General features: G+C 42.0%; 11 protein-coding genes. 10 read left to right on the forward strand and 1 reads right to left on the reverse strand.

Annotated features, from left to right (window positions below; translation table 11 throughout):
• Positions 1 to 17: 17 nt before the first annotated feature.
• On the reverse strand, positions 18 to 1,028 hold the full coding sequence (locus P4361_RS18470) for a LacI family DNA-binding transcriptional regulator (RefSeq protein ID WP_328090429.1): 1,011 nt from the start codon (positions 1,026 to 1,028) through the stop codon (positions 18 to 20).
• A 358-nt stretch (positions 1,029 to 1,386) separates the two neighbouring features.
• Here P4361_RS18470 and P4361_RS18475 point away from each other — a divergent pair, with 358 nt between their 5' ends.
• The 10 genes from P4361_RS18475 to pgmB all read left to right on the forward strand — a co-directional run bounded on the left by P4361_RS18475 (position 1,387) and on the right by pgmB (position 13,311).
• Entirely contained in the window at positions 1,387 to 3,084 is a 1,698-nt protein-coding gene (locus tag P4361_RS18475) for a sugar phosphorylase (protein ID WP_328090430.1), read from the forward strand.
• Positions 3,085 to 4,392, forward strand: a complete 1,308-nt coding sequence (locus P4361_RS18480; protein WP_328090431.1) for a sugar ABC transporter substrate-binding protein — start codon at positions 3,085 to 3,087, stop codon at positions 4,390 to 4,392. It abuts the gene before it with no gap.
• A 120-nt stretch (positions 4,393 to 4,512) separates the two neighbouring features.
• Complete coding sequence (locus tag P4361_RS18485; RefSeq protein WP_328090432.1) at positions 4,513 to 5,418, forward strand: sugar ABC transporter permease; 906 nt, start codon at positions 4,513 to 4,515, stop codon at positions 5,416 to 5,418.
• Between the two features lie 5 nt (positions 5,419 to 5,423).
• On the forward strand, positions 5,424 to 6,272 hold the full coding sequence (locus P4361_RS18490; RefSeq protein WP_425590288.1) for a carbohydrate ABC transporter permease: 849 nt from the start codon (positions 5,424 to 5,426) through the stop codon (positions 6,270 to 6,272).
• 34 nt (positions 6,273 to 6,306) lie between these two features.
• Entirely contained in the window at positions 6,307 to 7,362 is a 1,056-nt protein-coding gene (locus P4361_RS18495; RefSeq protein WP_328090435.1) for a zinc-binding alcohol dehydrogenase, read from the forward strand.
• A gap of 28 nt (positions 7,363 to 7,390) precedes the next feature.
• Positions 7,391 to 8,185, forward strand: coding sequence for a sugar phosphate isomerase/epimerase (locus P4361_RS18500; RefSeq protein ID WP_328090437.1), 795 nt, complete (start codon positions 7,391 to 7,393; stop codon positions 8,183 to 8,185).
• Between the two features lie 13 nt (positions 8,186 to 8,198).
• Entirely contained in the window at positions 8,199 to 9,236 is a 1,038-nt protein-coding gene (locus P4361_RS18505) for a Gfo/Idh/MocA family oxidoreductase (RefSeq protein WP_328090438.1), read from the forward strand.
• On the forward strand, positions 9,233 to 11,479 hold the full coding sequence (locus P4361_RS18510) for a glycoside hydrolase family 65 protein (RefSeq protein WP_425590282.1): 2,247 nt from the start codon (positions 9,233 to 9,235) through the stop codon (positions 11,477 to 11,479). The genes P4361_RS18505 and P4361_RS18510 overlap by 4 nt, the downstream gene beginning before the upstream one ends.
• Positions 11,476 to 12,609, forward strand: a complete 1,134-nt coding sequence (locus P4361_RS18515; RefSeq protein WP_328090439.1) for a glycerate kinase — start codon at positions 11,476 to 11,478, stop codon at positions 12,607 to 12,609. The genes P4361_RS18510 and P4361_RS18515 overlap by 4 nt, the downstream gene beginning before the upstream one ends.
• Before the next feature lie 3 nt (positions 12,610 to 12,612).
• Complete coding sequence (gene pgmB / locus P4361_RS18520; RefSeq protein ID WP_328090440.1) at positions 12,613 to 13,311, forward strand: beta-phosphoglucomutase; 699 nt, start codon at positions 12,613 to 12,615, stop codon at positions 13,309 to 13,311.
• Positions 13,312 to 13,555 lie beyond the last annotated feature (244 nt).

Raw genomic sequence — 13,555 nt, forward strand, 5'->3', positions numbered from 1 at the left:
GTTCCGTTGGCTTTTAGTTATTTTAAATGAGCGACTGAATCCTGAATGATGATTTTTTTAGTGGGAATAGTCATCTCAACTGCATTGTTTATATTTTTTTTGATTTTAGCAAAAAGAAACTCGGTGCCTGCTTCCCCTAACTCATGGATTGGAATTTCTATTCTTGTCAAAGAAGGAGAAAGAAAGGGTGTATTACTAAAACCGGCGATGGATAGCTCCCCTGGAATAGAAATGCCCGTTTCTGCGGCAGCTTTATACAAACTGATCACTTTTAAATCATCAATGGCCATAACAGCAGAGGGTCTGTTTTTAGACAGGAGAAGTGTTTTAGCTGCTTGATGCGCACTTTCATCCGTATATCCGCTATTAATGATCCATTCATCATTCAGTGGCAGCCCATAATCTTTTAGGCATTGTTTAAAACCTTCCAGTCGATCAATCGAAACATGATAGTCAAGAGGAGAATGCAAACACGCAATATCACGGTGCCCTTGCTCAATTAAATAGTTTGTTAGATCATAACTGTCCTGATAATTATTGGTATCGACCGAAAAGACATTTTGATAGTCGCCATCTACTTTTCCTATGACGACAATCGGTATGTTGTAACCGTCTAATTGTTTGAAGAAATCCTCATCCGAAGGGGAGGTAAGCATTATAATTCCCTTTATCATTCTCCCCTTTATTTTAGTAATACACTTTTCAAGTTCTTCCTCACTGTTCTTTGATGTCTGTAAGATAACATCAAAATTTTCCTCTTCAGCTTTCGTTGAAATGGCTTGAATAATTCCCGAGAAAAAAGGATTATTAACGGTCGTTTTTGTAGAACGGGATACAACCATGATCGCGTCAAAACCAGCAGAAAGGGCACGCGCTAACTTACTGGGCTGGTAATTTAATTGTTGAACGGCAAGTAAAACCCGTTCTCGAGCTTCATCAGATATATTACTCTTGTTATTTAACGCTCGAGATACAGTAGACTTTGAAACCCCTGCAGCTCGGGCAATGTCATAAATAGTGTGAGCCACTATGCTTTTCCTCCTAACAAGGCTTAGAGTTTAATTATAGACGCGCATATATCAGCGTTTCATTTTCGAGGTCAATAGAAGTGAATGCGTTTTCAAAATTGTTTCCAATAACCTGCGCCCATACAAATTACAAGGCGTTGCAAACCGGGCAGCCTTATCAGGAAAAATTATAATAATGTGCCAAAGATTTAGCAATCATAACATTGCACTTTTTTGGAAAATAATGCAGGTCTAAAATACCGGAACATTTATTGACAGAAAGCGTTTTCTGGATTATATTTTGTTTGTGGGAGCGGTACCATTATACGATATCCAGAAGAAACTTTCAATATGGGAACGGTTCCAAGAGGAGGAGAATATGGAGCACATTAAAGACAGATTGGCTTACTTATATCCTAAAAACGAGGTTGAAGAAATTTGGCCCAATCTGGAGAATAGATTGGTTGAAGCTAAGGAAAAACGACTAAAAGACAGAAAGCCAACATGGGACGAAAAAGATGTCGTATTAATCACATATGCAGATCAGTTCCATGAGAAGGAGCAGCCGACCTTAGCGACGTTTAAACAAATGTTTAACCGGTATTTGGCGGACAAGTTTGAAGTGGTCCACCTCCTGCCTTTCTATCCGTATTCTTCAGATGATGGATTTTCCGTAATCGATTACAAAAACGTCAATCCAATCGCTGGAGACTGGGAAGATGTTGATAGCTTAACTAAAGTAACAAGATTAATGTTTGATTATGTCTGTAATCACATTTCAGCAAAAAGTTCATGGTTTCAAGAGTATCTGAAGGGAAATCCGGAATTTCAAGATTTTTTCATTGAAGTGGAACCCTCCATTGATTTGAGTTTGGTAACAAGACCAAGAGCAACCCCCGTTTTAACGAAATTCACATTAGCAGATGAAACAGAAAAGCATATTTGGACAACGTTCAGTGATGATCAAATCGATTTAAACTTCAGCAACCCAAACCTATTAGTAAAAATGATAGATGTCTTGCTCTTTTATCTGGAACAAGGCGCAGAATATTTGCGTTTGGATGCCGTCGGTTTTATGTGGAAAGAGATCGGGACTACCTGTATCCACCATGAAAAGACCCATCAAATAATCAAGCTGTTCCGGGATATTGCGGATGAAGTCGCCAGAGGTACAGTGATCATTACAGAAACGAATGTCCCTCATAAAGATAATGTTTCTTATTTTGGAAACGGCCGTGATGAGGCACATATGGTTTATCAATTCCCCCTGCCGCCATTGGTTCTTTACTCCATTGTACGTGAAAATGGGAGCGCTCTCACCAATTGGGCAAAACAACTCGAACCGGCCGGCGAAAAGACGACATTCTTCAACTTTCTTGCTTCACATGATGGGATTGGCCTTAATCCCATTCGCGGAATCATAGCTGAAGACGAAATACTGGGAATGGTCGAGGAGTTAAAAAAAGAAGGAGCATTGGTAAACTACAAGAAAAATCCGGACGGAAGTGAAAGCCCTTACGAAATCAATGTGACCTATATGGATGCATTAAACAAGCGTTCTGATGATGATACGATCCGGTTGAAACGATTTTTACTGGCCCATTCCATCCTTCTGACTCTTCCAGGAGTGCCTGCCGTTTATATTCAAAGCATGCTAGGTTCCAGAAATGATTATGATGGAGTGTCAAAAACCGGAATGAATCGGTCCATTAACCGGCAAAAGTACAGCTTGGATGGGATCGAAAAGGAATTAGCAGACACTGATTCATTACGTTACCATGTCTTTTCCGAACTCACGAACCTCATCCAAATCAGAAAAGCTGAAGCACTTTTCAACCCGGACGTCCCTATGGAAGTAGTAGATCTAGGTGACAAAGTGTTCGCAGTCAAAAGAGTATTAAACGAAAAGGATGAATTGTTAGTTATTCATAATCTAGCGAATGAAATCAACGTTTGCGATATCACTGGAAGGTATCTGAACCTTATTACCGGGGAAGAAGCAGAATATGCAGGGAACAGTAAGCTGGATCCCTACCAATTCCTTTGGCTAAAGCCCATACACCAGGAGGAGAACTAAATGAAGTTTAAAAATTTTAGTTTAGGTTTGATCTTGTTATTAGCATTGAGCACCATATTGACAGCGTGCGGCAGCACTAATGGCAGCGGAAACGGAAAAACGACAATTGAGTTCATGCATTCATCCGTCGAACAGGACCGTCTGGCTGTGATCAAAAAGCTGGTTGCCAAGTTTGAAAAAGAAAATCCCAATATTGAAGTCAAACAAGTTCCGGTTGAAGAAGACAGCTACAACACCAAAATAGTTACGCTTGCAAACTCCGGGAAGCTTCCGGCAGTTCTGGAAGTCGGTCAGGACTATGCAAAAGTAATGGATAAAGACGAGCTTATCGACCGTAACTCCGTTAAAAAAGTCCTTCATAAAACCGGAGAAGGTGATTTTTATGAAGGTGCTTTAAAGCTCGTAAAAACTGAAAATGGAAAAAGCTATACTGGGGTTCCAGTCAGCGGCTGGGTTCAGGGGATTTGGTATAACAAAGAAATGCTAAAAGCCAAAGGATTCAGTGAACCTAAGAATTGGAACGAGGTTATGAAAATAGCCAAAGCGTTTACTGATAAAGGCCATAAAAAATATGGAATCGGATTACCGACTGTAGAAGGATTATTCTCTGAACAGGCTTTCTCCCAGTTTGCTTTGTCAAACAATGCAAATGTGCTAAACAGCAAGGGTGACTTAAATGCAAAAACACCTGAAATGACAGAGGCAGCTTCCTATTACAAAGAATTATCTAAATACACAATGCCCGGTTCCAACGATACCACTGAAATTAAAGATGCGTTTATGAACGGAACGGTACCGATGGCGGTTTATTCCACCTATCTCCTTCCGGCCGTATTTGAAGAAGGTAAAACAGACAATATCGGTTTTGCCGTACCAACAGAAAAAACAAAGGCCGTTTTTGGAACGGTTTCAGCCTTGACCATTTCTTCTGGATTAGATGATGATCAGAAAAAAGCTGCGGAGAAATTTGTCTCGTTCATGGCTAAACCTGAGAATACGACGGATTGGGTATTAATGTCTCCTGGCGGTGCACAGCCAGTCAATAAAAAGGTTACAGCAAATCCAGACTACAAGGCAAACAAAGTGGTTAAGGCCTTTGGTCCCCTTTCATCTGAAATAGCTGCATCTTTCAACGACATTCAAGTGTTTGGTTTAGTGGACGGTAAAAACTTCTTGAAAGCGGGAGATATCACAAGCTCTGGCGCCTTCCCTAAAATGGTCAACAGCATCACGGTTGGCGGGAAAGATGTTAAAAGCGAACTGAAAAAAGCAGAAAAAGCAATGAAAGACGCTTTAGAGAAAAGATAATTTGGATACGTCGAGGGGGCAGCCTTTTGGCTGGTTCCCTCTACCTTCCAAAGGTTGTCTCAATTTCTCAAGATCATGCTGTAGTGGGCAGCATTTTTATTAAATTACAGGGGAGGTACCATGAAAACGATTAAAAGTACGAAATCTGATTTCAAATTCACAAAGATAAAAAGACCGAAATCGGATATCAAATTAGCAATGGCGTTACTTTTTCCAAGCATTTTTTTAGTGCTGTTGCTCGTTGCATACCCGATGTTATCCAATATTCAGATCAGCTTTTTTGACCAGCCCGTAAATCCGAGGTTAAGTGCCACGTTTGTCGGGTTAAAAAATTATACAGACATACTTACGGATGCAGAGTTCTTTAAATCCTTAGGAATAACACTTTTGTATATGATTCTTGCCGTTTCGGGAAGTACAGCACTGGGATTGGGAGTTGCTATCTTTTTTAATCGACCGTTTAAATTTCGCAAGATAGCCCGTTCATTAATTATTTTGTCTTATGTAACACCCTCCATTTCTTTAGTTTTTGCATGGAAATACATGTTTAACAATGGATACGGTGTCGTGAACTATTTGGGCGGGGACGTATTACATTTGTTTGATAAGGCGCCTCTATGGTTTGACAATCCGGTCTCAAGCTTTGTCCTGGTTGTTCTTTTTGCCATTTGGAGGTACTTCCCATATGCCTTCATTTCATTCCTGGCGATCTTGCAAACCATTGATTCCTCATTATATGAAGCAGCTGAAATTGATGGAGCTTCAGCATGGGATAAATTTAAAATTGTTACGGTTCCAGCGATTATGCCGGTGTTGTTAACGGTCGTTACATTACGTTCCATCTGGCTGTTCTATATGTTTACGGATGTTTTTCTGCTGACGAATAAAGTGAATATCCTTGGTATTTACTTGTATGAAACAGCATTTGCATTTAACGATCTTGGAAAAGCGGCATCCATTTCTGTCATTCTGTTTATTATTCTTTCTATTGTGATTATCTTAGCAAGAAAGCGGGTGAAATTCTAATGGCGATGGCGAGCAGCAAAAAGTCAAGAGCAACAAAAAAAGTGGCGTTTTACACTGGGCTGATATGCCTGTTGACCGTGTCCCTTTTTCCTTTTTTTATCATGCTGATGACCTCCTTTAAAAGTCCGAAGGAAGCGGTTGCGACGAATCCGACGTTACTTCCGCAACACTGGACATTTAAACATTACGTGGACATGTTCAATCCTGATATTTTCCCGTATCTCTCCTATTTTAAAAACAGTTTAACCGTTGCCCTCACGGCAGCTACTTTGGCCGTTGTTATTGGGATCTTTGGGGCATATGCCCTGTCGAAATTAAAATTTATGGGCAGAACCACAATCAATGCAAGTTTTTACACGGTTTACATGTTTTCGGGCATTTTGCTTGTCGTGCCCTTATTCAAAATCATCTCTGGTCTTGGTTTATACGATACTAAAACGGCGATCATCATAACGATGATTGTACAAACGTTGCCAACCGCCATCTTCATGTTGAAAAGTTACTTTGATACGATACCGGATGACCTTGAAGAAGCGGCTATGATCGATGGACTAAACCGGGTGCAGATCATTTTCTATATTGTAATTCCATTATCCATTTCCGGAATTATATCAGTTTTCGTCTACTCGTTTATGGTGGCTTGGAACGATTACTTGTTTGCCTCCATTTTCTTATCCGATTCAGCAAACTTCACGCTGCCCATCGGCTTGAATGCCTTGTTCAGTACACCAGATTACGTTTGGGGCCGAATGATGGCGGCATCACTCGTAACCGCATTGCCAGTCGTGATCATGTATGCCGTATCCGAGCACTTTATTAAAGGGAACATGACCGAAGGCGGAGTAAAAGGGTAAATTCCCCAAAAAATCGAGAGGAAGTAATCACATCATGAAAAAGCTAGTTGCAGTAAAACCAAGAGAAGCCGCATTTTTAGACTATGAAGACCGTTCAATCCAACCGAATGAGGCCAAAATTGAAGTGGAATTCGCCTCACCTAAACACGGTACAGAAGTGGTAGACTTCCGTGGGTTGACTCCTTTTATAGACGAGGATTTTTCTGAAGAATGGCGCATGTTCATGCCCCGAGAAGAGGGGGAAAAGCCTGGTATCGTTTTTGGTGAATTTCAATTGGGAAATATGGTTGTCGGCAAAATCGTAGAAATCGGCAGTGATGTAATAGAGTACCAAGTCGGAGAAATGGTTTGTACGTATGGACCCATCATGGAAACCGTCATCGTCAATGCGGTGGATAACCACCGATTACGCAAAATGCCCGAGGGGGCCAAATGGCAAAATGCGGTTTGTTATGATCCGGCCCAATTTGCCATGAGCGGTGTTCGTGATGCCAACGTACGTGCAGGCGATTATGTGGTTGTTGTCGGATTGGGTGCGATCGGCCAAATCGCAATCCAGCTTGCTAAAAAAGCCGGGGCGAGCATCGTTGTTGGAGTTGATCCTCTAAGCCATCGACGAGAAATCGCTCTTCGTCATGGGGCCGATGAATGTTTTGATCCGACTTCCTGTGATGTCGGATATGAGGTGAAAAAGCTCACCCATAAAATCGGAGCGGATTCCATTATTGAAACAAGCGGAAATGCTGCAGCTCTTCAAGCGGCATTAAAAGGAATTGCCTATGGAGGCACCATCTCTTACGTTGCCTTTACTAAGCCTTTTCCAGAAGGATTGAATTTTGGACGCGAAGCTCATTTTAACAATGCGAAAATCGTGTTTTCCCGTGCAGCAAGCGAACCCAATCCGGATTACCCGCGCTGGTCCCGTAAACGAATTGAAAATACATGCTGGGAATTATTAATGAATGGTTACCTGAATTGCGAAGATATCATTGATCCAATCGTGCCTTTTGAGCAGAGTGATCAAGCATATATGCATTACGTGGATCAGCATCCAGAGCTAAGTATCAAGATGGGAATTACATTGAAGTAAACTGGCCACATGTAGGAGGAGTTTAACCATGAAAATTGGTACACAAAACCAAGCGTTTTTTCCGGAAAACATCAGGGAGAAGTTTCACTATCTAAAGGAAGCTGGTTTTGATGGCTTCGAAATTGACGGAAAACTATTGGTTGATCATTTAGAGGAAATAAAAGAAGCGATTTCTGAAACCGGACTGCCCGTGACAACAGCCTGTGGCGGTTATAGCGGATGGATCGGTGACTTTATCGAAGAACGCAGATTAAACGGTTTAGCAGAAATGAAGCAAATCTTAAAAGCCTTGCAGGAAGTAGGGGGAAAAGGAATAGTTGTTCCCGCAGCCTGGGGCATGTTCACCTATCGTTTGCCACCAATGGTTTCACCAAGAAGCCAATCAGGAGATTGGAAGGCAGTAAGTGACTCCCTTCTTTACTTAGATAAAGCGGCAGAAGAAACAGCGACCACTGTTTTCTTAGAACCATTGAATCGGTATCAAGACCATATGATTAATACGCTTGCTGATGCGCGCCGTTATATAGAAGAAAATAACTTGAAGAACGTAAAAATTATCGCAGACTTCTATCATATGAACATTGAAGAGGATGGTATTTCCGAAGCTTTACATCTACAACGTGATTTAATTGGACATATTCATCTTGCGGATAATCACCGTTTCCAGCCTGGCAGTGGCTCGATTGATTTCAAAAAGCATTTTAATCAATTGAAAAAAGATGGCTATGACGGTTTTTTAACCATAGAGTGCCGTGTTCGAGGGAACGATCCAGAAGGAGAATACAAAAAAGCGTTGCATCACCTAAAAGAAGCATTAGTGTGAGAGGAGTTACATCATGAGTAAAAAAAGGGTGGCGATCATAGGAGGAGGACAAGTAGCGGAAACGGTTCACGTTCCTTATTACCTCTCACGGGATGACATTGAACTGGTTGCTGTGGTTGGACAAAACGCCGATCGGGTGAAAAACTTCGCGAAGCGTCATGGGATTCCTTACTACTATACAGATGCCGCTGAGATGTATGCGGCACAGAAACCGCATATCGTCAGTGTTTGTACGCCAAATCGATTTCATTATGAACATGTCATGCAGGCTCTGGAAAATGGCTGTGATGTGATGTGTGAAAAGCCGCCAGCTATTTCGGCGGATGAGGCAAAGAAAATGAAGCAAGAAGCGGAGAAAAACCAGTGCGTCCTTGCCTATGACTTTCATCATCGATTTGCGGAAGATGTCTCCCTTCTTAGAAAAAAAGTCGAGGAAGGAATGCTTGGCGACATCTATGTTGTGAAAGCCCAAGCCTTGCGTCGTTGTGGGATTCCTGGTTGGGGAAACTTCACCAATAAATCATTGCAAGGGGGAGGTCCCCTCATCGATTTAGGAGTCCATATGCTGGACGCTGCTTTATATGTACTAGGTTACCCGAAGATTGAGAAAGTAACGGCTAAAATGTTTCAGAAAATCGGGAACAAAAAATCGTATGGAACGTTTGGAGAATGGGACCCGGAAACGTTTGAAGTTGAGGATTCACTTTTTGGTTTTATCGAATTAGAAGGCGGCCGATTGTTACAATTGGAAACCTCTTTTGCTTTAAACATTAAGGAAACCTCGATCATGAATGTTCAGTTTTGTGGAGATCAAGCAGGAGCCACTCTTTTTCCGGCTCAGATCTATACCGATAAAAGGGGAGAACTCGTCTCACTTTTAGAAAGGGAGACTGCAGATCCAGAACGGCATCAAAAGAGTATGGCTGCATTTGTAGACAAGTGCTTTGGAGAAGATGTTATGATCGCAGACTCAAAAGAAGGGTACATCATCCAACAACTAATTGAAGCTCTCTATCAATCTGCGGAAAAGGGTGAAAGTGTATCCCTATGATGAAAGAACAAGTATTATATGACAAAAAATTCGGTGTACATTATCTCAATAAATATGGAAGTTTAATGACCTTAGGAAATGGTTATTTAGGTGTGCGTGGTGCCCTTGAAGAAGACTATTCGGAACAAACCCGAGGGCTGTACGTCGCCGGTATTTATAATAAAGCAAATGAGAACGAAACGTCGGAGTTAGTTAATCTACCTGATTTAACGGGAATAAAGATGGAGATTGACGGGGAACTTTTCTCATTGATGGATGGCGAAATTCTTTCTTATGAAAGAAGGTTACACCTTGCAATGGGTGAAATACAGCGTGAGATTCTCTGGAGAAGCAACTCAGGTGCGCGTTTCCAATTCCTTTTTCAACGGTTTACAGCAAAACATGATGTGCATTTACTTGCCACGAAAGTAACGGTTACCAGTTTGGATCGATCAGCCACATTAAAAATGATGACAGGTATTGATGCTCAACAAACCAACTTCGGGACTCAACACCTCAGTGTAGAGAATGTCCGAGTGTTTAACGAGGAAGTCATGCAAGGTGTTTATCAAACGACAGAGTCCGGACATACGATCGCAATAACTACAGCCTGTAAGTGCTCCTTGAAGAGCGATGTTTCATTTGCTGCCAAAAATCGCAGGCTCTTGACCACGATAAAAGCGGATCTCATCGAAAACATCCCTTTTACTCTCGAAAAGTTTGGAACCGTATTCACTTCTCTTGATCAAGGTGAAGCTGGAAAAGATCCGGCAACTGCCGGTTTGAAAGCCTTAAAAGCGCATGCACCATATGGCTATGATGCGTTATTAGAAAAGTCAGCATTAGAATGGGAGAAAACCTGGCAGCAAAAACGTGTCAAGGTCACTTCTGAGAATAAGTTTGACCAGCTTGCTCTTGACTATGCATTGTTTCAAATCGAGGGTATGACACCTGCTCACGATGAACGATTTAGTGTAGGGGCTAAAGGATTGACCGGTGAAGGCTATAAAGGACATGTTTTTTGGGATGCCGAAATGTTCATATTACCTTTTCATCTTTTTACTGAACCGGAAACGGCGAAGAAACTGCTACGTTACCGCTACTTAAATTTGCAGCACGCGCTGGAAAAGGCGGAACGAAATGGATATGAAGGAGCTTTATTTCCATGGGAGAGTGCGTTGTCAGGAAAAGAAGAAACGCCTGAATTTGCGGCCATTAATATCCGAACGGGGACACGGCAAAAAGTCGCTTCTGCTGAAGCGGAACATCATATTGTAGCAGACATCGCCTATTCTGTTGTGCAGTATTATGAAAATACTCAGGATGACGAGTTTATGAAAAAGGAAGGGCTGGCTTTACTTAAGGAGACTTCACGTTTCTGGATCAGCCGTTCAACAGAAGAAAACGGACAGCTTTCTATTAAGAACGTAATAGGGCCGGATGAATATACCGAGCATATTGATAACAATGCCTATACAAACTATATGGCTTATTACAATGTAAAGAAAGCGCTTTACTTTATGGAAAAATATGATGACAGAGATGAGTTACTCAAAACGCGGGGACAGGATTTTCTTAGCCGTTTGTATTTACCGAAGCCGAATGCGAACAGAATCATTCCACAGGATGATACATTTTTGAGTAAGCCTGAGATTGATCTATCACGCTACAAAGTCAATCAGGGCAGTCAGGGCATCTTATTGGATTATTCACGAGATGAAGTAAATGAAATGCAAATTTTAAAGCAAGCGGATGTCGTCATGTTGCTGTATCTGTTTCCAGAGCTGTTTTCAAGCAGCGTCGTATCGGAAAATCTGTATTATTACGAGGCGCATACCATCCACGATTCTTCGCTGAGCAAAGCGATTCATGCTATCGTGGCCGCAAGATGCGGTGAACATGATGCGGCATATCGCTTTTTCCAGGAAGCTTGTTTAATAGATTTAGGCCCGAATCCTCATTCATCGGATGAAGGGCTGCACGCTGCTTCACTTGGAGCGATCTGGTTAGCGGCTGTGTTCGGATTTGCGAACCTATCCATTAATAACAGCCGTTTAACCTTAAATCCCATCTTACCGGCCAACTGGTCTGAAATGGCTTTTCCGTTACATTGGCAAGGGGCCACTTTAAACATTCAGTTGAAAAAGGAGCACATCGTTGTGACAAAGGTTTCAGGACCAGATGTCATGATTGAAATCCACGGTTCTGAGTATCTTTTATCAGATCGAATTGAAATCGCTCCGCTCATAAGGAGTAAACCATGAAAGTTGTGATTGCACCAGATTCATTTAAAGAAAGTTTAGCTGCAGATGAAGTGGCTCAAGCCATTCGTGCCGGCTTTGAGAGCATTTTTCCTGAAGCCGACTATCATTTGCTCCCCATTGCAGATGGCGGGGAAGGAACCGTTCATGCGCTGGCTTCCGCGAATGACACCGAAATCCAAAGTATTTCTGTAACCGGGCCACTTCGTGAACCTGTTCAAGCGAAAATCGCTTTAACCCGTGATGGTAAAAAGGCGTTTATAGAAATGGCCGAAGCCTGTGGATTACATCTCGTTCCTGCCGCTCGGCGCAATCCTTTACAAACCACGTCTTATGGTGTGGGGGAACTGATACGATATGCCATGGATCGAGGGGCTAAAGAACTCATTATTGGTGTAGGTGGCAGTGCTACGAATGATGGTGGAGTTGGAATGGCTTCTGCACTGGGCTATCAGTTTTTTGATCGGGCTGGAGCCCTAACAAAGGGCACCGGCCAGGATCTTTTTCACATTACATCGATGTCTGATGCTCATCGTGATAAACGCTTAGATGATGTAAACATCACCATTGCAGCAGACGTGGATAATCCTTTAACAGGCCTAAAGGGTGCCACCTATGTGTATGGTCCTCAAAAAGGGCTGCCCGAAGAAAGGTTAGAAGAAACGGATCAGGCGATGGGTCAATTCTATGTAATGGCAGAAAACCATTTAGGCAAGCATGTTTCTACTGTGCCAGGCAGTGGTGCAGGGGGAGGTTTTGCAGCAGGGCTGTTGCTGTTTGCAAACGCGAAACTGAAAAAGGGAATCGAACTGGTACTCGAAGAATTAGATGTGAAGGGTATCTGTCATGATGCTGACCTTGTCATTACCGGGGAAGGAAGAATAGATGGCCAAACGTTATACGGCAAAGCGCCGATCGGTGTTGCGTCTTGTGCTCCTCTCCATGCTAGAGTCATAGCGATTTGCGGCAGTGTCGGTGAAGGCAGTGAAGTTCTTTACAACCATGGTATCGATGCAATCTTTCCTACGATTCCGGCGCTATTGCCAACAGAATCGATAATGAGCAGCGCGTTTCCCAATATACAGAGAACAGCTCGTAATATCGCGGCTCTGCTTCGAAGAGAAAGGGAGTAGGAAATGAAAAAAAGTATGATTGAAGCTGTAGTATTTGATCTTGATGGTGTCATCACAGATACAGCCCATTATCATTTTTTAGCTTGGAAACAACTAGCCAATGAAATAGGCATTACCATTGACGAGACATTTAATGAAACGCTAAAGGGGATCAGTCGGCTGGATTCCCTTGAGTTGATTTTACAATACGGAAATCGGCAACATGACTTTTCCACAGAAGAAAAAGAAGAAATGGCGAATAAGAAAAATGATCATTACCGTCTTTATTTAAACGACCTGAAACCAGAACATGTATTACCGGGTATTCCTGAGCTGATTCGCAATATTAAAGCGGAGGGGATTCAGATTGGTCTTGCTTCTGTTTCGAAAAATGCGGGTACCGTGTTAAAGGCATTAGATCTAGAAGCTGCCTTTGATTTTTGTGCGGATGCTGCAAAAATAAGTAAATCAAAACCAGATCCGGAAATATTCTTAACCGCATGCAGCGGACTTGGTGCTGACCCTCTAAGATCTATAGGTATAGAAGATGCAGTAGCAGGAATTGAATCCATCAAGGCAAGCGGAATGTTTGCAGTAGGGGTTGGCCACACACTACAGAAAGCGGATGTTGTGTTTGAAGCGACCAACCAATTACAATGGATCAAAATAAAAGAGGGTTTTGATCACTGGATCAGTAAATGTGAAACACTTGATAGCTTGTAGACCATTGAGTCTACAAGCTTTTTTTGTAAAATGATATACTCGGCGGGTAACAATTTAAAAGAGTTTATCAGTTACCCCAACGCGAGGATTTTAATTATTAAACGATTGTTTAGGAGACTTATACTCAATCGGAATTTAGGATATAACCTATGTAGCGCGATAGTTCACTATAAAATACTTAAATTCAGAAAATTTCTAAGAATCATTGAACTTCGGAAAATAAAAAGGTACAATAAAGTACAAA

Origin of the sequence: Fictibacillus sp. B-59209, assembly GCF_036216745.1 — a bacterium.
GTDB classification, from domain to species: Bacteria; Bacillota; Bacilli; order Bacillales; family Fictibacillaceae; genus Fictibacillus_C; species Fictibacillus_C marinisediminis.